We start from the raw sequence: 21,182 nt of genomic DNA, 5'->3' as shown, positions 1-21,182 counted from the left end.
CTACTCCGCGGCGCGTGGTGTGCGACGACGCGTGCGGCGGCGAGGAGCGCTGTTGCCGTCGTGGTGCTCCGGGCCCGTGCCCGTGTGGGTTCCGGCACCGTCTGCAGACGTGGTGCGGGGAGCGTTCGCGGTACCCGACTCTGTGCCGGCGGAACGCGGCGCACGCGAGCGGGTGCGCGGGGGACGGGAGTCGCCCGAACCACGCGGGGCGCGGTCCGTGGCGGGCGCATCCGTCTTGGGCGAAGCGGGCCGCAGACGGCCCTTGGTGCCGGCCGGGATGTTCAGGTCGGAGAAGAGGTGCGGGCTCGACGAGTACGTCTCGGTGGGCTCCGGCTGGCCGAACTCGAGAGCACGGTTGATGAGCGCCCACTTGTGCAGATCGTCCCAGTCGACGAACGTCACGGCGATACCGGTCTTGCCGGCACGGCCCGTGCGACCGACGCGGTGCAGGTACGCCTTCTCGTCTTCGGGGATCGTGTGGTTGATGACGTGGGTCACGTCGAGCACGTCGATGCCGCGTGCTGCGACGTCGGTGGCGATGAGGATGTCTTTCTTGCCCGCCTTGAACGCCGCCATCGCACGCTCGCGCTGTTCTTGATTCAGATCGCCGTGCACTGCCGCGGCGTTGAATCCGCGGTCGTTCAGCTCTTCGACGAGCTTCGCCGCGGCGCGCTTCGTGCGGGTGAAGATCACGGTCTTGCCGCGGCCCTCGGCCTGCAGGATGCGGGCGATGACCTCGTCTTTGTCCATGTTGTGGGCGCGGTAGATGAGGTGGTTGATCTGCGCCTGTACCTGGCCCTCGTCGGGGTCGGTGGCCCGGATGTGGATGGGCTTCGTCATGAATCGGCGCGCGAGGGCCACGATCGGGCCGGGCATGGTCGCCGAGAACAGCATGGTGTGACGCGTCGCCGGGGTTTGCGCGAAGAGCTTCTCGATGTCGGCGAGGAACCCGAGGTCGAGCATCTTGTCGGCCTCGTCGAGCACCATCTCTCGCACGTTGGCGAGGTTCAGCAGTCGCTGGCCCGCGAGGTCGAGCAGTCGACCGGGGGTGCCGACGACGATCTGCGCGCCCGCCTTCAACTGCTCGATCTGGCCTTCGTAGGCCTTGCCGCCGTAGATGGACACGATCGTCGTGGGACGGTTCGACGTGGCGAGTACGAGGTCTTCGGTCACCTGCACTGCGAGCTCGCGGGTGGGCACGACGACGAGCGCCTGCACACCGTTCTCCGGGGTGAGTCCGAGGCGCTGGATCAGCGGCAGGCCGAATCCGAACGTCTTTCCGGTGCCTGTCTTGGCCTGGCCGATGATGTCCTGGCCGTCGAGGGCGAGGGGGATCGTCTGGGTCTGGATGGGGAACGGCTCGAGGATGCCCTTGCTCGCAAGAGCGTCGGCCATGTCCTGGTCGATGCCTAGATCGGTGAAAGTCACTGTGTGATGCCCTGTCATGAATTATCGGGCTACGCCGCTGGGGAGAGTGGTCGAGGCGGGGATCGTGACCGGAGTGGTCCGTCCCCTGCGCGTCGAAGGCCGGCGATGGCGCCTGGCGGGCGGCGTAGACGCCCCGATTTGTGTCAGGGCTTCCCCGAGTTTACTGGATCGACACGAATAAGGGCGCGTTGGGTCCGTTGGCGGGTGCGGCGCGCCGCTAGGCTAACGAGGGTGTTCACGTTTCGCCGGCCCAAGGTGCGCCTCGAGGTGCCCCGCCTGAAGCCGCGCGGCGAGGCCGTGGCACTGCCGCGCGTCAATCTCGCCGAACTCACTCCGGCCCTGCTGCCGTACCTGGGCCAGGCCGCCTACATCCAGCTCTCGCTCTTCGAGTCGCTCTCGCGCATCGTCACGCAGGCGCCCACCGTCGCCCACAAGGAGTCTCTCGGCCCGGCCGCCGGTCAGGCGCTCGACAAGCACGAACGGCTGGTCGCCGAGATCCGTCGGCACGTCGCCGATCCGGCCGTCATCATGCAGCCGTTCGCCGCTGCGATCGACGACTATCGCGAGGTCGTCGCGGGGGCGACCTGGTTCGAGGCTCTCACGAGCCTCTACGTGAGCGCCGGCATCCTCGACGATTTCTTCATCCATCTCGCCGCCGGGCTCGAGAACGGGTCGGGTCCGCGCATGGTGCAGATCCTCGACGCCGAGACCGGCCGGCACGCGATCGCCACGATCGTGGCAGACGGCATCGCGACCGATCCAAAGCTCGGATCGCACCTTGCCATGTGGGGTCGCCGCGTGGTGGGAGACACTCTTCTCGTCGCCCGCTCCGCCATCCACCACACAGACAACCGCAACTCCGACGAGCAGCGCATCGAACCGGTGTTCACCGAGGTCATCGCGGCACACACCCGCCGCATGGACGGGCTCGGGCTCACAGCCTGACGAGTTGCTCTCGCACGGCCTCGAGGCCGTTCCAGAGCTCGACGTGACTCGTCGACAGAGGAGACAGTCCCAGGCGCATTCCCTGAGGGGCGCGGAAATCGGGGATGACGCCACGGCGCCACAGCTCGGCGGTGATCTGTTTGAATGCGGGATGCTCGATGGTCACGTGACTGCCCCGGCGTTCTGCCTCGCGCGGGGTCGCGACCTCGACGCCCCAGGATGCGGGCCAGTCGTCGACGGCATCGATGGCGAAGCGGGTCAGAGTCTCCGACTTCGCGCGGATCGCCGCCATCCCCACCTCGTCGATGAGCTCGACCATGTCACGAAGGGCCTGCATGCCGACGATCGACGGCGTGCCGCTAAGGAACCGCCGCATGCCTGACGCGGGGGAGTAACCGGGGCCCATCTCGAATGGCGCAGCGTGCCCCATCCATCCCTGGATCGGCTGAGACAGGTCACTCTGCAGGTCGCGGCGAACGTAGACGAAAGCAGGCGATCCCGGGCCACCGTTCAGATACTTGTAGGTGCATCCGACGGCGATGTCGACGCCCCACGCGTCAAGCTCGATGGGCACGCTCGCAACCGAATGGCAGACATCCCACAGCACGAGCGCGCCGGCGTCGTGCGCGAGCGCCGTGAGCGCGGGCACATCGGCCAGGAACCCCGATCGGTAGGCGACCTGCGACAGGAGCACCAGGGCGGTGTCGGAGCTCACCACGGCCTCGAGGTCGGCGGGGGAGACGCCGCCCCGCGTGTCGGACTCGATCCATCTGAGAGAGAGGCCGCGCTCGGCGGCGATGCCCTCGACGAGATAGCGGTCTGTCGGAAAGTTGTCGGTATCGACGACGATCTCGGCGCGACCGGGCCGCGCGTCGACAGCCGCGCGAATGAGCTTGTAGAGGAGCACGGTGGTCGAATCGCCCACAGCGACCTGGCCCGGAGCGGCTCCGAGGGTCGCTGTTCCGATCCGGTCTCCGACGGCGAGCGGCAGATCGAACCACTCTTCGTCCCAGCCACGGATCAGACGTTGGCCCCAGGCATCCGATGCGAACGACGCGAGTCGCGCGGCGCTGCTCAGGAGAGGACGGCCGAGGGAATTGCCGTCGAGATAGGAGACGATGCTCGCGTCATCGGCGCCGACGAACAGGTGGCGCCGCGCCGCCAGAGGGTCGCGTGCATCGAGCTGCTCGGCCTCGGCGAGGGATGCCATCGGATCAGTTCGCGGCGGACGGCGTGCGGAGCAGGTTGAACCGAGCCATGTCTGCACGCTCGCGGGAGCTGCCGATCGCGCGATCCGCGATGGTCACCACCGCGGCGGTGACGACGAGACTGATCACCCAGATCCAGCCACCGTCCCACGGCAGGCCTGCCCAGGTGAGGGCGACCCAGATGACGGCCGCCACCGCCGCGCCGATCGACGGAATGAACGCAACTCCGTGGTTCTCGCGGCGCGGCAAGCTGTAGCGCGCGATCAGGCCCAGAATGGCGCCGCCGAGCGTGATGAAGAGCAGCTCCATGAGGCTAGAGGACGAAACCGACTCGTCGTGCCTCTTCTGCGCCGATCTCGACGTAGCTGAGGGTCGTCGCCGGAACGAGGTAGACGGTGCCCTTGACGTCGGTCAGCGACAGGTGGCTGGAGGCTCCGCTCAGAACCTCGGCGACGGCCTTCTCGATGTCGGCCGGGGACTGGCCCGACTCGAAGCTGATCTCGCGGGGGGAGTGGGCAATGCCGATTCGAATATCCACCAGGGCTACCTTTCACAAGTGCTGCGGCCCGCTCTGGGGCCATGCGTCCAGATTAGGACAGAATCGCGAGCCGTCACGCCGATCCGAGACTCCGGCGACTCGCCGATAGCGAACAGGCTCGATGCCGGGGATGCCGACCTGTGTCGGCGGCACACGTTAGCTTTGCTCTCGTGGAATTTGATCGGCCCTACGCCAGCGACCCCGCGCAGTTGCGCGTCCTGGCGCTCGGCGACTCGGCCAGCTGCGCCGTCATAGGCGCGCCGGGCACAGGCAAGACAACGACGTTGGTCGAGCTGCTCTGCCATCGCGTGCACGACGGCGGATTCTCGCCCGACGAGGTTCTCGTGATCACCCCCACGCGTGCATCGGCGACGGCCCTGAGAGATCGCCTCGCCCTTCGCATGGCGGTGCCGTCGAACGGCCCGCTCGCTCGAACGGCGAATTCGATAGCTTTCCAGATTATGCGCGGCATGGCGGCCGTGCACGGCGATGAGCCGCCCGTTCTCCTGACCGGCGCAGAACAAGACCAGATCATCTCCGAGTTGCTCGACGGTGACATCGCCGACGCGTCCGGCCCTGCCTGGCCTGACCATCTCGCAGAGGATGTTCGGCGTCTTCGAGGGTTCCGCACCGAGTTGCGCGACCTCATGATGCGCGCCGTCGAGACGGGCACATCCACAGATCGGCTCGCGACGCTCGCCGAGTCTGCAGGCCGGCCGGAGTGGGCGGCCGCCGCCCAGTTCATCGAGGGGTACGACCGGGTCAAGACCAGTTATCGCGACCGCAGTTTCGATTCCGCCGAACTCGCTCGAGAGGCAGCTGTGCTGCTGCGGGCGGCAGAGTCGGCGCCCGACGAACTCGAAGCGGCGGTCGGATCGCTCGCGCGGCTGCGACTCCTGGTGCTCGACGACGCACAGGAGTCGACCCTCGCCACCCTCACTCTGGTCCGCGAGTTCGCGCGTCGGGGCGTGGCCGTCGTGGCGTTCGGAGACCCCGACATTAGCACCGGCACGTTCCGCGGAGCGCACCCCGACACCCTCGCTCGACTGGGCGACTATCTCGGTGTGTCGACCGAACCGCCGATCGTGCTCGACACGGTGCATCGGCACGGTGCCCAGCTGCGGTCGCTCGTGGCCGACGTCACCGGCCGAATCGGCACCGCGCGTGCGGGCAGTCAGCGCCGAGCGGTTGCGGCCGGCGAGGCCGCGCACTCCCGTGTGCGACCGGGTGTCTCCACGGTTCTCGCCACGAGCCCGTCCGACGAGATCGGAGTGATCGCGCGCCGTCTTCGCGAGGCGCACGTGTTCGAGAACGTCGCATGGGACGACATGGCGGTGATCGTTCGCAGCGGATCGCAGATCGCGCCTCTCGAGAGGGGGCTCGCCGCTTTCGACGTGCCGACTCGCGTGTCCCGGGCCCGTGTTGCGTTGAGAGACGAACCCGTGGTTCGCGCCTTCGCCTCCATTCTCGAAGTCGCGCTCGGGCGCCGCGAGCTCACGGGCGACCTCGCCGAGTCGCTTCTGTTGAGTCCGCTGGCGGCCTCCGATGCGGTGCTCCTTCGGCGGCTGAAGCGCGCTCTTCGGCAACTCGAGTTCGAGGCCGGCGGGCACCGTACCGGGTCCGAGCTGCTGGTCGACGCTCTGCAGATGCCGCTGGTCCTCGCTCGAATCGAGCCGCGAGTGGGTCGCAAGGCGCGTCTCCTTGCCTCGATGATCGACAGTGCACGCAAGGCCGCTTCCACCGAAGCGAGCGTCGAAGAGCTGTTGTGGCAGATCTGGGAGACGAGCGGCCTCGCGGAGCCCTGGCGCGCGCAATCCCTCGGCACCGGCCTCATCGCCGACGAGACGTCGCACGAACTCGACGCCGTCGTCGCACTCTTCTCGTCGGCCAAGAGGTTCGTCGAGCGGTCGCCTGAGGCTCCGGCGACCGTGTTCCTCGAGCAGCTGCTCGACGTCGACGTTCCCGAAGACACTCTGGCGAGGGCGGCTACCGCTCGGGCGGTCACCGTCACGTCACCGGCCGGCGCCGTCGGCACGCAGTTCGCCCTCGTCGTGGTGGCGGGGGTGCAGGAGAACGTCTGGCCCAACCTGCGAATACGGGGCACCCTGCTCGGGGCCGATGCCCTCGAGGGGGCGAGGCGGGGCGAGGCTCCGGCTGTGCTCGATCAGAGAACGGCTGTGCTCCACGACGAGCTCCGTATGTTCGCCCAGGCCATCTCCCGGGCCTCTGCCGAGCTGCTGGTCACCGCGGTCGACGACGACGATTCGTCACCGTCACCTCTCTTCCGGCTGCTTCCCGAACCTGTACCCGGTGCCATATCCCGCACACCGTTGTCTCTTCGTGGCCTCGTAGGGGTTCTTCGACGATCGGTCGCCACCCGAGGTGACTCGCAGTCGGTGTCGGCACTCGCCACTCTCGCGCGTGAGGCCGTGCCCGGTGCGCATCCGGCCGAGTGGTACGGACTCGCGGGGGCGAGTTCATCGGAGCCGCTCGTCGATCTGTCCGACGAGGAGTCCCGGGTCACCGTCTCGCCATCGCGCATGGAGTCCTTCGAGACCTGCCCGCTCAACTGGCTGATCGATCATCTCGGGGGAGGATCGTCGAACACCTCGTCGCAGGTTGGAACGTTGATTCACGAGGCCATGGAGACGAGCACGACGTCGGACGCCCCCGACACGAGCGAAGAGGCGCTGTTCGATCTCGTCGACTCGCGATGGAGCGAACTGTACTTCGAATCGTCGTGGCTCAGCGAGATCAAACGTCGAGAGGCCCGGCAGCTCGTCTCCCGCCTGTCGACGTATCTCGCCGAGTTCGACCGCCAGGGCGGCACGCTCCTCGGCGCGGAATCGAAGTTCGAACTCGAGGTCGACCAGGCGGTTCTCAGAGGCACGATCGATCGGGTCGAGCTCTACCCCGACGGATCAGTGGTGATCGTCGATCTGAAGACCGGCAAACGCGCATACTCCGCCTCGGAGATCGGCGAGAACGCGCAACTGGGGGCATATCAGCTCGCGTTCGATGCGGGCCTGATCGAGGGAGTGCCCGCCGATGCCATTTCGGGCGGGGCACGACTCCTCATCGTGTCGAAATCGTCACGGGGTAAGAACTTCGTCGACCATACTCAGGCCCCCCGATCGTCCTCCGAACTCGAGGAGTTTCGGCGACGCATCATCGCCGATGCGTCGGGCATGGCCGGCTCGCACGTCGAGGCTCGCATCGGATCTCACTGCCTCGATCCGTGGTCGCATGGCGCGTGTCGTATACACGTGATCCGGGCGGTGAGCGCATGATCGGCGCGGTCGAACTGGCCGAGGCCCTGGGCATGCCCCGGCCCACCGACGAGCAGTGCGCGGTGATCGAGGCGCCCCTCGTCCCGTCTCTCGTCATCGCCGGCGCCGGGAGCGGCAAGACGGCGACGATGGCGAACAGGGTCGTCTGGTTGCTCGCGAACGGTCTGGTTCAGGTCAACGAAGTCCTCGGGCTCACCTTCACTCGCAAAGCAGCCGGCGAATTGAACACCCGCATAACAGGGCACATCGATTCGTTGCGCAGGGCAGGGCTGCTCCCCGCCGCCGCCGCCCAGGCCGCGGGCGGGCTCGACGGCGCCACCGACTCGCGTGACCTTTTCGACCGGCCCACGGTGTCGACCTACAACTCGTTCGGCAACACGATCTTCAGAGACAACGCGCTGCTCGTCGGACGCGAACCGGAGTCGGTGCTCTTGGGAGAGAACGCAGCATGGGGCCTCGCTCGACGGGTGCTGCTCGCGGAGGGCGACGAGAGGCTCGTGCCGCTCGGCAAGAGCCTCGATCAACTCGTCGAAGCGGTGCTCTCGCTCAGCTCAGAGTTGAGCGAGAACGTGGTCGATGCCGCGGGCGTGGCCGGGCTGGCCGAGAGATTCACGTACCTGGCAGACCTTCCCTACACAGAGGGCAAGGCGAAGTCGACTCCGTACGCGTCGATAGGCGCCGCTATCGAGCCCGTCAGCGCGCTTCCCCTGCTCGTCGATCTCGCCAGATCCTACGCTCGGCAGAAGCAGGCGAAGGGCCTCGTCGAGTTCTCCGACCAGGTGGCGCTGGCGCTCGAGATCTGCATGCGCAATCCGCAGATCGTCGACGAATATCGCTCGCGATTCTCCGTGGTGCTTCTCGATGAGTACCAAGACACGTCCGTTGTGCAGACACGTCTGCTCGCCAGACTCTTCGGAGGCCACGGCGTCATGGCCGTGGGCGACCCGCATCAGTCGATCTACGGGTGGAGAGGCGCCAGCGCCAGCAACCTGGGATGGTTCGGACGCGACTTCGGCTCCGGTACCGTTCCGACCTTCTCGCTGTCGACGAGTTGGCGCAACTCGCGTTCGGTGCTCGACGCGGCGAACACCCTCGTCGAGCCGTTACGCAGAGATGCTCCCGTCGACGTGCATCGCCTGAGACCGCGACCCGAAGCACCCGAGGGCAGTGTCGAGTACCGCTTCCTCGAGACTCGCGACGACGAGGCCGAAGCGGTCGCGGACTGGCTCGCTCAGCAGTTCGCATCGCACGCGTCGTCTGACGACATCGACAAAGAACGGCCGCTGTCCGCTGCGATGCTGTTTCGGGTTCGAAGCCACATGGACTTCTTCGCGGCCGCTCTCGACCGTCGGGGGATCCCGTTCCACATCCTCGGTGTTGGCGGACTCTTGAGCTCGCCCGAGGTGGTCGACGTCGTGAGCGCCCTCCGGGCAACCCACGACCCTTCAGCGGGCTCGTCGTTGATCAGGCTTCTCTCCGGTGCCCGATGGAACATCGGAGTGCGGGATCTCAGGGCCCTGACCGAGGTCGCGAGCTGGCTCGCCGCTCGAGACTCCTTTCACCGCGCCGTGCCCGACGACGTCAAACGCAGCATGCGCGAATCGGTGGCGCCCGACGATTCGGCATCGATCGTCGACGCCCTCGATTTCGTCATTGAGCATGCGTCGACGCACCATCAACTCGAGCGCTTCACCGAACAGGGGCTCGAACGTCTGCGACACGCTGGGCGCACCCTGGCCACATTCCGCGCCCGCGCGAATCTCCCTCTGATCGATTTCGTGCGCTTCGTCGAGCAGCAGCTGCTACTCGACGTCGAACTCGCCGCCAACGAGCGGGTCGCGGCGAGCGGCGGCTCCCGGGGAGCGCTCGATGCGTTCCACGACGAGATCGCCTCGTTCCTGGCCGGAGACGACGAGGGAACCCTCGGCAGCTTCCTCGCCTGGCTCGACAGGGCAGAGAAGCGAGACGACCTGAGTCCTCGCACCGATGAGCCGGAGCCGGGAACCGTGCAGCTGTTGACGATCCACGGGTCGAAGGGCCTGGAGTGGGACGTCGTGGCCGTGCCCAGGTTGGTCGCCGATGAGATTCCAGCCCAGAGCAAAGAAGGAAAAGGGTGGCTCCGTTTCGGAGTCCTGCCCTACGAGTTCAGGGGCGATGCCTCATCGCTGCCATCGCTCGAGTGGCGCGGCCTTGCGTCGCAACAGGCCTTCGACAGCGCGGTGAAGACCTTCCAGGCCCAGCTCGCGGCGAAACACCTGGCAGAGGAGCGACGACTCGTCTACGTCGCAGTCACCCGCGCGCGCAACTCGCTGCTGCTCACCGGATCGTTCTGGGCCACGCAGTCGAAGCCGCGCCGCGCGTCGACCTTTCTGACCGAACTCGCGCACTCCGGTCTGATCGATGACGTACCGGAGTATCCGGAGAACGAAGAGAACCCGCTCGAGGGCGAGGGCCTCACTGCACGATGGCCCCTCGACCCCCTGGGCGCCCGACGTGGCCGCGTCGAGCAGGCCGCCGAATCGGTGCTCGAGCGCATCCAGAGCCCGCAGCCCCTCACGGCCGGCCGGTGGCAGCGCGACCTCGACCTGCTCCTGGCCGAACGTGACCGACAGGTCGAGGAGGCGGGTCACGCACCGGTTCCCAACCGAATCGCTGCCTCGCGGTTCAAGGACTACGTGACCGATCCGCACGCCGTCGCGCGATCGCTTCGCCGCCCGATGCCCGAGAAGCCGTTCCGGCAGACACGACTGGGCACGCGCTTCCATTCGTGGGTCGAGAGTCGCTACGGCATGGCGGGTAGCGCGGAGTTGATCGATGTCGTGGCAGGCGAAAGCGACCAGGCAGCCGACGAGCTTCCGCTCGAGCAGTCGCAACTCGACGCCCTCAAGGCCACGTTCGAAGCGTCACCGTGGGCCGACAGACAGCCGCTCGAGGTCGAGATCGAGATCCATCTGGTGCTCGGAACCCAGGTCGTGGTCTGCAAGATCGACGCGATCTTCGCCGAGGGCGAGCGTTACCAAGTGGTCGACTGGAAGACGGGAAAAGCACCGACGACGCCCGAAGACCTCGAGGTGAAGCAGCTGCAGCTCGCGCTCTACCGTCTGGCCTACGCCAAGTGGAAGGGCATCGACCCTGACTTGATCGACGCGGTCTTTTACTTCGTCGCAGACGACACGGTCATCGCACCCGAGCAGCTGTTCTCAGAGAAACAGCTTCTCGAGCTCTGGCCGTTCTAGTCTTCCGAGATTCCACTCACCCGCGTGCTGTCGCGCGCAGAGGACACGTCGGCGCGTGGTGTGCGACGCAACATCTCCTCGACTTCTTCGACGGCCATGATCTGGCCGGTGTCGGTAGACAGAGGATTCAGCATGTCCGATTCCACGCTCACAGATAGGCCCGCCAGCATCGTCTTCGCATCGGAGATGATCGTCTCGTCGTGCTTCTCGGTGCCGTGCAGCAGCCACTTGGCGATCTCGAGCTCGGCGTACAGGCGCGCCCGCTTTCGTAGCTGACGGTCGACCGGCGTGCTGCGGCCCAGGTTGTAGGCGCCGAAGACGCGGGTCGCCAACTGTTCGCTGGGGGCCGAGCTGAGCCAGAACAGATCCGACGCGGGGTCTCCGACCTGCAGCTGCGACCACCCCAGCACTCCCGTCACCGCATCACCGGCGATGAGAAAGGATTCGGGCGAGAGCGATCCGTGCACGACGGTCGGCTGGAACTGCCAGAGTGCGCTGTCTTCGAGCGCCGTCGACCAGCGTGCAAGCAGATCAGAGGGCACTGAGCCGGTGGCGGCTGCCCTGTCTTTGGTGATGCGGGCGAGACGCGCCGCATCGGCCGCCGTCTGCACCGGAAGTCCCGAGTCGGTGACGAGCGATGTCGGCAGAGAGTGAATGGATGCGATGGCGCGCCCGATCGACTCGGCCACCGGATCGGCCGCGTCGAGTTCGGCCAACACGGCGGGGTTGCCGGTGATGTAGCCGTAGACGATCGCGCGCGTGTTCGCCACCGGTGTCTGGCCCTCGACCTGAGGAACATCGAACGGAAGACGGCCTCGGAATCCGGCCGTGAGGGCGTTGAGGGCGACGAGGTCGCGAGACTGCTCGGTCTCGGCATCTTGCGACGTCGGCACTCGAACGATGAGTTCGTTGCGGTCGCGCAAGGTGACGACGGCGGAGTCGTAACGCCCGCCCGTACCTGTGCCGATTGGCCTGGTCGAGACGATGTCAGCCCCGGGAACGGCCGCGGTCGAGAGCGCGGCTAGAGTGAAGTGGGATCTGGCCATACCAACAGGGTAGGGCTGGCATCTTCTCAGAGGTGCGTTCGCCACGCACGATTGGTTCATATGACTTCCACCTTCCTTTCTCATCTGCCCCTCTCTCGGCAGGAAATCGATCGCGACCACGAGTCGCGAGCGCGGCCCGAGCTCTTCGAGGAGCTCTGGGCGGATCCGACGACTCGCCTGCTGCCCCTGTGGCGGGGGCGAGCTCTGGCCGCGGCCGACTTCAGCAGCAGGCCCGCTCTGGCGCTTCTTCCCGTCGATCGGATTCAGGACATCGAGCTACGGGTCTATCTGGGAATCTCGCTGTCGACGACGTCTCCGGAACCGGTCGGAACGCGTATCGTGCTCGTCGTCGTGAACGATGACGAGGCCGAGAGACTCGAGCCCGATGAGGCTCGCTGGCTGAATCTGCGGGAGGCGGCGACCGTGTTGAGCGATCGCGATGCCGGTGCCTTCGTCGAGGCCCTGGCGATCGCCGGATGGCATGCGTCACACAGTCACTCGCCTCGAAGCGGCGCGGAGACGGTCGTCGAGAAGGGCGGCTGGGTTCGCCGCGACGTAGAGCTGGGCGTCGAGCTCTTCCCTCGCACCGACGCGGCCGTCATCGTGGGCATCGTCGACTCTCAAGACAGGATCCTCCTCGGCTCCAACGCGATGTGGAAGCAGAACCGCTATTCGCTGCTCGCCGGGTTCGTCGAGCCGGGGGAGTCGTTCGAGGCGGCGGCTCAGCGTGAGGTCTTCGAGGAGTCGGGCGTGCGCATCCTCACCCCTCAGTACCTCGGGTCGCAGCCGTGGCCGTTCCCCGCATCGTTGATGGTCGGGTTCTACGCCCATGTCGATCCCGCCTTCGCAGACGAAGCTCTACGCCCCGACGGCGAAGAGATTCTCGATCTCCGCTGGTTCACTCGGGCCGAAATCGCCGATCCGACCACGGGCGTGGCCCTCCCCGGTCCGTCGTCGATCGCCCATGCCATCCTCGAGCACTGGTACGGGGGACCGCTGCCCGAAGAGGCCCTCGCGTGGTGAGCGCCGGCACCCTCACTAACGGCGAGCTCTCGGAGAGCATCCTGGCGGCCCTCGACGACGACCAGCAGATCGCCGCTCGCGCTCTCATCGGTCCGGTGTGCATCCTCGCCGGTGCGGGAACGGGCAAGACGCGGGCGATCACGCACCGCATCGCGTATGGAGTCGCGACAGGCGTCTACTCACCCAATCGCGTCATGGCGCTCACCTTCACCGCGCGCTCGGCCGCTGAACTGCGAACGCGGCTGCGGCCTCTCGGGGCCGGGGGTGTCTCGGCGCGGACGTTCCACGCCGCGGCCCTCTCGCAACTGAATTACTTCTGGCCCACCGTCGTCGGGGGCGATACGCCCCGGGTGCTCGAGGGTAAGGCGCGCCTCCTCGGTCACGCGGCAGAGACGCTGCGGCTGAAGGTCGATACCGCCAGCCTGCGCGACCTCGCCGCTGAGATCGAATGGCGAAAGGTGTCGAGTCTCGACCTGGATGCCTACGAACTGGCGCTGCGCACGTCGCGTTCGCTGCCGGGCTCGCTCACGGTCGATCAGGTACTCGCCCTGCACCAGAAGTACGAAGACATCAAAGACGAACGCCGTCAGCTCGACTTCGAGGACGTGCTGCTCGCGACGGCCGGCATGATCGAGCAGGAGCCTGCCGTCGCGATGCAGGTGCACGAGCAGTACCGCTTCTTCGTCGTCGACGAATACCAGGACGTCTCGCCGCTCCAGCATCATCTGCTGTCACTGTGGGTCGGTGGGCGCAGCGACCTCTGCGTCGTCGGTGACGCCAGCCAGACCATCTACTCCTTCGCGGGTGCCCGGAGCGACTACCTCCTCTCGTTCGCAGCGGAGTACGACAACGCCACCACGGTGCGGCTGGAGCAGAATTACCGCAGCACGCCGGCGATCGTCGACGTGGCGAACCGACTGATGAAGGGGCGTTCGGGCGCGTTGTCGCTGCACGCACTCGGCGAACAGGGAGTGACTCCCGAGATCACCCCGTACGCATCCGATGTCGCAGAGGCGAGGGGCATCGCGGCCAGAATCGCGCGGCTCATCGACGAGGGGACACCGGCGGAAGATATCGCCGTCTTGTACCGAGTGAATGTGCAGGCGGCTGCTCTCGAGACCGCGCTGGCCGATGCCGGCGTCAGCTATCAGATCCGAGGATCGAAGAGATTCTTCGACCTCCCCGAGGTCAAGCAGGCGGTCATGTCACTGCGTGCGGCCTCGGTGTCGATCTCCGGCGAACCGCTGTTCAAATCGGTCAGTGACGTTCTGCGCTCGCTCGGGTGGAGTCAGGACGCGCCCGAGGCGCGCGGCGCCGTTCGAGACAAGTGGGAAGCGCTGAACGCATTGATGGCGTTGGCGGAGGGCCAGAAAGACTCCACGACCTTCCGAGAGTTCACCGACGAATTGATGGAGCGCCAAGGATCGGGTCACGAGCCGACCATCCAGGCGGTCACGCTCGCCACCCTGCATTCTGCCAAGGGCCTCGAGTGGCCTGTCGTCTTTCTGGCCGGGTTGTCGGAGGGGCTTGTCCCGATCAGCTACGCCACGACGTTCGACCAGATCGACGAGGAGCGGAGGCTGCTCTACGTAGGGCTCACCCGCGCACGCCGTCGGCTGGAGCTGTCGTACTCGGAGTCGGGGATGGGCCGCTCTCAGCAGAGACAACCGTCTCGCTTTCTGCAGGAGGCACTCCCTGGCACGCGCACTCGGCGTGAGGACTGAACGACTTCTCGCCGAAGTCGCCCGTCTTTCCGTCGACGATGCTGGCGCGTGAGCGTAGCCGGAGTCTCCTGTCGCCGGGCGTATCCGTGGCGAGACGGTCGAGCACGGCGCGTGCTACGAGGGGCGTGACCGTCGAGACCGTCAGCGCGTCCTCGGTGTACGCACGTCGTCCGAGAAGCTGTCCGGCGAGGGCCGGCCAGTGGGGATCGTCGTCGATGTGGGCACGTTCGACGCAGTGCAGACAGGGACCAGAGCCCGGCTCGACCAGTGGACCGACGCGCACTTCGGAATCACCGAACACGACGGCGAGATGGGGGATGTCGCGACGGAGCCAGGCGCCGGACTGACGAGGGTCGGTACTGAAGGTCGACACGATGACGGCCAGGTCGGCGGGGCCGCCGTCGTCGACGAGGGTGGTGCCCAAACCGGCGAGCACCGAGCGGATGGCGGCCGCGCCGACGGCAGAACCGGTGACGACGATGTTCGTGCCCTCGAGACCGCGGCTCGATACGTCGCGACCGCGCAGTGCCGGACGAACTCGCGCCAGGAGGTCTTCGACGTGTTCGGGGGTCGCGCCGACGGTCTCGCCGACCATGTCGAGGCCGGACGGGCTGATGCCTTTGCGCAGCACGGCGACCAGGTGCTCCTCGGCGACCGTGACGTCGTGCAGGGTCACGATCGACCGGTCGGCTCCGATCTGCAAGCTAGACGGTGTGCGCCAGAGGACGGGATAACGGGGATCTATCTGCAGAACCATGCACAGATGATGCCCGATCGACGACGCGCGCCGCCGAAGTTATGCACAGCCGACCGGCGAGCGGCCGACTGACGCCCTCTCGTTACTCGCCCTCGCCGCGCAGTAGATCTTCGAGTGCCTGGTCCATCTCGTCGGGGGCGGGAGTACCTGCCTGCAGTCGAGCGACGAGCGCCGCTGGGTCGTCGATGTCCTCGTTCGTGGGAACGAGGTCGGGGTGTGACCACAGTTCGTCTCGAACGTCTGAGCCCACCGCGTCGGTCACGGCCTGCCACATCGCAGCCGCCTCTCGAAGACGACGCGGACGCAGCTCGAGCCCGATGAGCGTCGAGAATGCGGACTCCGCAGGCCCGCCCGTGGCCCGACGTCGGCGTACGGTCTCGGCGACGGCATTGCTCGAGGGGAGCCGCTTCGTCGCCTGTGCGGTGACGACATCGACCCAGCCCTCGATGAGCGCGAGCATCGTCTCGAGACGGGTGAGGGCATGCTGCTGCGCCTCGGTTTTGGGCGGGATGAGCGCGCCGGAGACGACGGCTTGACGAAGCTCCTCGGGGTTCGACGGGTCGAAGCCCTCTGCGAGCTCCTCCAGGCGTTCCGTGTCGATCCGGATTCCGCGGGCGAACTCCGTGATGGACGTGATGAGGTGCAATCGCAGCCACTTGGCGTGCCGGAAGAGGCGGGCGTGCGCCAGCTCTCGCACCGCCAGGTAGAGCTGAACCTGGTCGAGGGGGATGTCGAGACCTTCGCTGAACGTCGAGATGTTCTGTGGAAGCAGCGCGGCCTTCTGATCTTCGAAGAGAGGGATGCCGACATCGCCGCCGGAGACGACCTCGGTCGAGAGCTGGCCGACGACCTGACCGAGCTGCACGGCGAAGAGCGCGCCCCCGAGATTGCGCATGAGCTTGGATGCCCCGGCGAGCATGCCCGCCATCTCCTCGGGAGCCTGGTCTTTCAGCACGGCGGTGAGGGCATCGGCGATGCTCAGTGCGACGGGCTCAGCCAGCTGGCTCCACACGGGCATGGTCTCGGTAGTCCACTGCTGTCGGGTGAGATAGACCGGCGACAGGGCGAGTTCGGTCACGCTCGTGACCTCGTCTAGCCACAGAGCCGCGATGTGCAGAGCGCCGTCGAGCTCGATGCGCTGGGAGTCTGTGACGCTCAGCGTCGACTGCCCGGCGAACTCGTTCGCCTGCTTGGTGGCGACCTGCCAGTCGATGCCGTCGCCCGTCGTGCTCATGGCGTTCTGCAGCTGCTGCATGAGCTGCTGCACGGCAGCTGGGTCGGAGGGGAGTCCCGCCGCGCTGGCAAGCTTGGCCGGGTCCATCTCCGAGTTGCCCTCGAGGAAACTCCGCAGCATGTCGCGGAAGTCGTCCTCCGGCTCCTTGGATGTGTCGTCGCTCATGGCAGGAAACCTCTTTCGCCCGACAGTCGGCGGGGATCCGGTGTGCTCCATGCCCGCTGTCAGAATTGCTCTCTACGCTAGCTGGTGGCCGATCGGCCTTGCTGGGATTTCCCATAGGCTGGGGCCTCCGGCCGTGCGCCCGTGGCGAACAGTCTTCCCGGGGTGACGCCCCAACTGATTTCCACCCGTCGTCGAGGAGACACGTGAGCCTGTTCGGTTTGAATGACGCGAATCGTGTCGACGACTCCGATGCCCAGCACGGCGTGCCGTTCGCCCTCCGTACGCCCGAGGAGATCTCGGCCGAGCGACGCTCCGCGCGCCGTCGGACGACGGGGTGGACCGTGCTCGTCATCGCACTCGTACTCGGCCTCGTCATGAGTTTCCTCCCGACGCCGTACGTCATCGAGCAGCCGGGGCCCGTGTTCGACACCCTGGGCTCCCAGACCGTAGAGGGCAAGGACACGCCCCTGATCTCGATCGACGGGGAGCCCACGTATCCCACGGGCGGAACGCTCGACATGCTGACGGTCTCCGTTGTCGGAACCCCGAAGCAGACTCCGTCGTGGGCCGAGGTCGTGCAGGCGTACTTCGACAGCAGTAAAGCCGTCGTACCGCTCGAGGCTGTCTATCCTCCTGACGTCACCACCGAACAGCGTGACGAGCAGAACGCCGCTCTGATGGTCGACAGCCAGCAGGAGGCTATCGCCGCCGCGCTCAGCAGCCTCGGATACGACTTCACGACCAGCGTCAGCGTGGGAAGCGTGGCGAAGGGCTCGCCGGCAGAGGGCGAACTCGAGGCCGGCGACGTCGTCACCAGTGTTAATGGACAGGCTGTCGGCTCCATCGACCAACTCCGCGCGGCTGTGGCGGCGAACGGCACCGACAAGCCGGCCGTCGTCGACGTGACGCGCGCGGGTGCGCCCATCGAGGCATCCGTCACCCCGATCACCAGCGGCGACACCTCGGTCCTCGGAATCGGTGTGCAGGCGAGCTTCGAGTTCCCGTTCGATGTGAAGATCCAACTCGACAACGTCGGCGGACCGAGCGCCGGCATGATGTTCGCTCTGGGGATCATCGACAAGCTCAGCGATGGCGAGTTGAACGGCGGCCAGAAGGTGGCGGGCACCGGGACGATCTCGGCGGACGGCACGGTGGGCCCCATCGGCGGCATCCGGCAGAAGCTGTTCGGCGCGCGTGACGCGGGAGCAGACTGGTTCCTGGCCCCCGCATCGAATTGCGACGAGGTCACGGGCCACGTGCCCGACGGCATCCGAGTCTTCGCCGTCGCGACCCTCGACGATTCGCTGGCCGCTTTGAAAGCGATCTCGAGCGGTAGCGGACTCGACGCCCTGCCCACCTGCGACGCGAGCACCGCCAAGTAGTCGCTCGACGGCCGTGCACTCGGCCGTGTTCTCCCGTGGCGCAACTGTCGGCGGGGCACTTCTCAGCATGCCTTGTCTAGGATGGACGGACACCGCACCGCTGTAAAGAGGCCCCCACACGTGACTTCCCAAACCGCCGAGAAGCCCATCAGAAGATCCAGAGCACCTCTGGCGATCACCATCGCCATCGTCGTCGCCCTGGCGATAGTATTCTTCGCTTTCTCCAATCTCTACACCGAAATCCTCTGGTACGACCAGGTGGGCTTCGTCGATGTACTGACCACCCAGTGGGCCGCAGGCGGGGTGATGTTCCTCGTCGGCTTCCTCGCCATGGCCATTCCGGTCTGGGCGTCGATCGAGATCGCCTTCCGCTGGCGCCCGGTCTACGCGAAGCTCAACTCGCAGCTGGATCGCTATCAGCAGGTCGTAGAGCCGCTCCGTCGCCTCGCCTCGATCGGCATTCCCGTCGTGCTCGGCATCTTCGCGGGTGTCGCCACCGCATCACGCTGGCAGTTGACGCTCATGTGGCTGAACAGAACGCCGACGGGTCAGACCGATCCGCAGTTCGGCCTCGACATCTCGTTCTTCCTCTACGACCTGCCGTTCTTCAGGGGCGTCGTCGGATTCGCATCCGCCGTCATCCTGGTCGCCGGAATCGCCGCCCTCGCCACGAGCTACCTCTACGGAGCGATTCGTGTCGCGGGCCGTGAGGTGCGCATCTCCAAGACCGCGCGCATCCAGATCGCCGTTCTCGCGGCCCTGTATCTCGCCGTCCAGGCCGCGAGCATCTGGCTCGACCAGTACTCCACGGCCACGAACGGCACCGGCAAGCTCATCACCGGAGCCACGTATGCCGATGTCAACGGCACCATCCCCGGTCTGTCGATCCTGGCGGGCATCGCGGGCATCGTGGCGTTGCTCTTCATCGTCGCCGCGGTCATCGGTCGTTGGCGTCTGCCCATCATCGGCACGGTGCTGCTCATCGTGTCGAGCCTGATTCTCGGATCCCTGTATCCCTGGGTCGTTCAGCGCTTCCAGGTCGACCCTTCCGAGCGTTCCCTCGAGTCGGAGTACATCCAGCGCAACATCGACTCGACCCGCGACGCCTACGGCGTCTCCGGCGTCGAAGAAACCGAGTACGACGCGACGACCGACGCGACGGCCGGCGCACTGCGTCAGGATGCGGTCACGACCGCGAACATCCGCATCATCGACCCGGCTCTCGTCTCCGACACGTACAAGCAGCTCGAGCAGTTCCGTCAGTACTACCAGTTCCCGCAGTATCTCGACGTGGATCGCTACAACATCAACGGCACCGTACAAGACGCCGTCACCACCGTTCGCGACCTGAACCTCGAGGGCCTCGGCACATCGAACACCTGGTACAACCAGCACATCGTCTACACGCACGGCTATGGCCTCGTCGCGGCGTTCGGCAACCAGCGTTCTGTCGACGGCCAGCCGGTCTTCCTCGAGTCCGGTATCCCCACCACGGGTGAACTCGGTCAGTACGAGCCGAGGGTCTACTTCGGCGAATCGTCGCCGGACTACTCCATCGTGGGCGGACCCGAGGGCGGGCCCAAGAACGAGCTCGACTACCCGTCGGGTGAAGAGGGCGCGCAGCAGACGTACACGACGTTCACCGGAGACGGCGGGCCGAAGCTCGACAACATCTTCAACAAGCTCGTCTACGCGCTGAAGTTCCAGTCCGAGCAGATCTTCCTGTCAGACGGCGTGACCGATCAGTCGCAGATCCTCTACGACCGTGACCCGGCCAAGCGAGTCTCGAAGGTCGCACCGTATCTGACGATGGACTCCGACCCCTACGCCTCAGTCGTAGACGGGAAGGTCGTCTGGATAGTCGACGGTTACACCACGAGCGCGAACTACCCGTACTCGCGCACGGAGAGCCTCTCCGACGTGATCGCCGACACGTACCAGCCTCGACCCGCCTTCGCGGTCGACGACATCAACTACATCCGCAACTCGGTGAAGGCCACGGTCGACGCCTACGACGGCAAGGTCACCCTCTACGCCTGGGACGACACCGACCCGCTGCTGAAGACCTGGCAGAAGATCTTCCCCTCGACGCTCAAGCCCATGAGCGAGATGAGCGGAGATCTGCTGAGTCACGTGCGCTACCCGGCCGACCTGTTCAAGGTGCAGCGCGCCATCCTCGGCGAGTACCACGTGACAGACGCTGGTTCGTTCTATTCCAAGCAAGACGCTTGGACGACGCCGAACGATCCCACCGCCCCGAGCGAGAGCCCCAGTCTGCAGCCGCCGTACTATCTGACGCTGCAGATGCCCGGGCAGGAAGCTCCCTCGTATTCCCTGTACTCCACCTTCATCCCGGTGTCGACAGGGGAGGGCAGCCGTAACGTGCTGAACGGATATCTGGCGGTCGACTCGAACGCCGGATCGGAAGACGGAAAGGTCTCGGACGACTACGGCAAGCTGAGGCTGCTCACGTTGCCGAAGGACGACACTGTTCCCGGGCCAGGTCAGGTGCAGAACAACTTCACCACCGACCCGACCGTGTCTCAGGCGCTCAACCTGTTGCGCCAGGGCGAGACCCAGGTCAAGAGCGGAAACCTGTTGACTCTGCCGGTCGGAGGCGGTCTTCTCTACGTGCAGCCCGTCTACGTGCAATCCAAGGGCGGCACGAGCTATCCGCTCCTGCAGAAGATCCTTGTCGCCTTCGGTGACAAGATCGCGTTCGAAGACACGCTCGACGCCGCACTCGACGAGCTGTTCGGCGGAGACTCGGGCGCTGTCGCCGGCGACGAGGCGGTTCCCGCGGGTGACGGCGCGCAGGCGCCCGACAACTCGGCGGGCACACAGCCGGATGCCGGAACGGGTACGCCCACGACCGATACCGGCGGTCTCACGCAGGCGTTGAAAGACGCCAAGGCAGCACTCGATGAGCGCGAAACCGCCCTCAAGGCAGGTGACTGGGCAGCATACGGTGTCGCCGACGCCAAACTCCAGGCAGCCCTCGATCGAGCATTGTCGGCTCAGGGGCAGTAACCAGCCCCGAGTGGTCCGAACCGCTCCCGCCCTGTGTTAGTCTTAACAGGTAGCGCGGGGTGGAGCAGTTCGGTAGCTCGCTGGGCTCATAACCCAGAGGTCGCAGGTTCAAATCCTGTCCCCGCAACAGAGAAGAGAACGAAAGCCCCAGACACTGTCTGGGGCTTTCGTCGTTC

General features: G+C 66.3%; 13 protein-coding genes, 1 tRNA gene and 1 pseudogene. 8 read left to right on the top strand and 7 right to left on the bottom strand.

What is annotated here, in order from left to right; all coding sequences use genetic code 11:
- Nucleotides 1-1,428: a DEAD/DEAH box helicase gene (locus ASF79_RS08940; RefSeq protein WP_055780374.1), complete on the bottom strand. Its 1,428-nt coding sequence runs from the start codon at nucleotides 1,426-1,428 to the stop codon at nucleotides 1-3.
- Between the two features lie 231 nt (nucleotides 1,429-1,659).
- On the opposite strand from ASF79_RS08940, the gene ASF79_RS08935 reads away from it, so the two are divergent.
- Entirely contained in the window at nucleotides 1,660-2,373 is a 714-nt protein-coding gene (locus ASF79_RS08935) for a ferritin-like fold-containing protein (RefSeq protein ID WP_055780376.1), read from the top strand.
- Here the strand turns inward: ASF79_RS08935 and ASF79_RS08930 are convergent.
- Genes ASF79_RS08930 through ASF79_RS08920 form a run of 3 tightly spaced genes read right to left on the bottom strand, consistent with a single transcriptional unit; the run spans nucleotide 2,363 to nucleotide 4,119 of the window.
- The gene (locus ASF79_RS08930; protein ID WP_055853877.1) at nucleotides 2,363-3,583 is read right to left on the bottom strand and encodes a kynureninase; all 1,221 of its coding nucleotides are present in this window, start codon (nucleotides 3,581-3,583) and stop codon (nucleotides 2,363-2,365) included. The genes ASF79_RS08935 and ASF79_RS08930 overlap by 11 nt on opposite strands.
- Before the next feature lie 4 nt (nucleotides 3,584-3,587).
- Nucleotides 3,588-3,890 (bottom strand): hypothetical protein, encoded by a 303-nt coding sequence (locus tag ASF79_RS08925; protein WP_055853874.1) that lies wholly within the window; start codon nucleotides 3,888-3,890, stop codon nucleotides 3,588-3,590.
- Nucleotides 3,891-3,894: 4 nt separating this feature from the next.
- Nucleotides 3,895-4,119 carry a DUF3107 domain-containing protein gene (locus tag ASF79_RS08920; RefSeq protein ID WP_055853870.1) on the bottom strand — a complete coding sequence of 75 codons (225 nt, stop codon included), beginning with the start codon at nucleotides 4,117-4,119 and terminating at the stop codon, nucleotides 3,895-3,897.
- A 170-nt stretch (nucleotides 4,120-4,289) separates the two neighbouring features.
- On the opposite strand from ASF79_RS08920, the gene ASF79_RS08915 reads away from it, so the two are divergent.
- The gene (locus ASF79_RS08915) at nucleotides 4,290-7,409 is read left to right on the top strand and encodes an ATP-dependent helicase (RefSeq protein ID WP_235500707.1); all 3,120 of its coding nucleotides are present in this window, start codon (nucleotides 4,290-4,292) and stop codon (nucleotides 7,407-7,409) included.
- Nucleotides 7,373-10,645 (top strand): ATP-dependent DNA helicase, encoded by a 3,273-nt coding sequence (locus ASF79_RS08910; RefSeq protein ID WP_235500706.1) that lies wholly within the window; start codon nucleotides 7,373-7,375, stop codon nucleotides 10,643-10,645. The genes ASF79_RS08915 and ASF79_RS08910 overlap by 37 nt, the downstream gene beginning before the upstream one ends.
- On the opposite strand, the gene ASF79_RS08905 is transcribed toward ASF79_RS08910, so the two are convergent.
- On the bottom strand, nucleotides 10,642-11,691 hold the full coding sequence (locus ASF79_RS08905; RefSeq protein WP_055853864.1) for a phosphotransferase: 1,050 nt from the start codon (nucleotides 11,689-11,691) through the stop codon (nucleotides 10,642-10,644). The two genes, ASF79_RS08910 and ASF79_RS08905, sit on opposite strands and share 4 nt — an antisense overlap.
- 60 nt (nucleotides 11,692-11,751) lie before the next feature.
- Between ASF79_RS08905 and nudC the strand changes: the two genes are divergently transcribed.
- Both nudC and ASF79_RS08895 read left to right on the top strand, forming a co-directional pair.
- Nucleotides 11,752-12,714: an NAD(+) diphosphatase gene (nudC, locus tag ASF79_RS08900; RefSeq protein WP_055853859.1), complete on the top strand. Its 963-nt coding sequence runs from the start codon at nucleotides 11,752-11,754 to the stop codon at nucleotides 12,712-12,714.
- A complete protein-coding gene (locus ASF79_RS08895) occupies nucleotides 12,711-14,438 on the top strand; it encodes an ATP-dependent helicase (protein ID WP_055854681.1) in 1,728 nt (575 codons plus the stop codon). Before nudC ends, ASF79_RS08895 begins: the two co-directional genes overlap by 4 nt.
- Here the strand turns inward: ASF79_RS08895 and ASF79_RS17695 are convergent.
- Both ASF79_RS17695 and ASF79_RS08890 read right to left on the bottom strand, forming a co-directional pair.
- Nucleotides 14,404-15,033 (bottom strand): annotated as a pseudogene (locus ASF79_RS17695) (TOMM precursor leader peptide-binding protein); the annotation flags it as partial. The gene ASF79_RS08895 and the pseudogene ASF79_RS17695 overlap by 35 nt on opposite strands.
- A gap of 244 nt (nucleotides 15,034-15,277) precedes the next feature.
- Complete coding sequence (locus ASF79_RS08890; protein WP_055853856.1) at nucleotides 15,278-16,594, bottom strand: zinc-dependent metalloprotease; 1,317 nt, start codon at nucleotides 16,592-16,594, stop codon at nucleotides 15,278-15,280.
- Nucleotides 16,595-16,857: 263 nt separating this feature from the next.
- Here ASF79_RS08890 and ASF79_RS08885 point away from each other — a divergent pair, with 263 nt between their 5' ends.
- The 3 genes from ASF79_RS08885 to ASF79_RS08875 all read left to right on the top strand — a co-directional run bounded on the left by ASF79_RS08885 (nucleotide 16,858) and on the right by ASF79_RS08875 (nucleotide 21,133).
- Nucleotides 16,858-17,976 carry a YlbL family protein gene (locus ASF79_RS08885; RefSeq protein WP_055781903.1) on the top strand — a complete coding sequence of 373 codons (1,119 nt, stop codon included), beginning with the start codon at nucleotides 16,858-16,860 and terminating at the stop codon, nucleotides 17,974-17,976.
- A gap of 81 nt (nucleotides 17,977-18,057) precedes the next feature.
- Complete coding sequence (locus ASF79_RS08880; RefSeq protein ID WP_200933555.1) at nucleotides 18,058-21,006, top strand: UPF0182 family protein; 2,949 nt, start codon at nucleotides 18,058-18,060, stop codon at nucleotides 21,004-21,006.
- 53 nt (nucleotides 21,007-21,059) lie between these two features.
- Nucleotides 21,060-21,133, top strand: a tRNA-Met gene (locus ASF79_RS08875).
- The last annotated feature ends 49 nt before the right edge of the window (nucleotides 21,134-21,182 follow it).

This window comes from Agreia sp. Leaf335 (assembly GCF_001423605.1).
GTDB lineage: Bacteria > Actinomycetota > Actinomycetes > Actinomycetales > Microbacteriaceae > Agreia.
Note: the sequence above shows the minus strand (reverse complement) of the source record. Positions and strands in the feature narration are given on the sequence as shown.

Bases quoted from the DNA above. Each gene is read 5' to 3' on its own strand.
- ASF79_RS08925 (WP_055853874.1), bottom strand. From the start codon at position 3,890: ATGGAGCTGCTCTTCATCACGCTCGGCGGCGCCATTCTGGGCCTGATC.
- ASF79_RS08930 (WP_055853877.1), bottom strand. From the start codon at position 3,583: ATGGCATCCCTCGCCGAGGCCGAGCAGCTCGATGCACGCGACCCTCTG.
- ASF79_RS08880 (WP_200933555.1), top strand. From the start codon at position 18,058: ATGGACGGACACCGCACCGCTGTAAAGAGGCCCCCACACGTGACTTCC.
- ASF79_RS08905 (WP_055853864.1), bottom strand. From the start codon at position 11,691: ATGGCCAGATCCCACTTCACTCTAGCCGCGCTCTCGACCGCGGCCGTT.
- ASF79_RS08890 (WP_055853856.1), bottom strand. From the start codon at position 16,594: ATGAGCGACGACACATCCAAGGAGCCGGAGGACGACTTCCGCGACATG.
- nudC (WP_055853859.1), top strand. From the start codon at position 11,752: ATGACTTCCACCTTCCTTTCTCATCTGCCCCTCTCTCGGCAGGAAATC.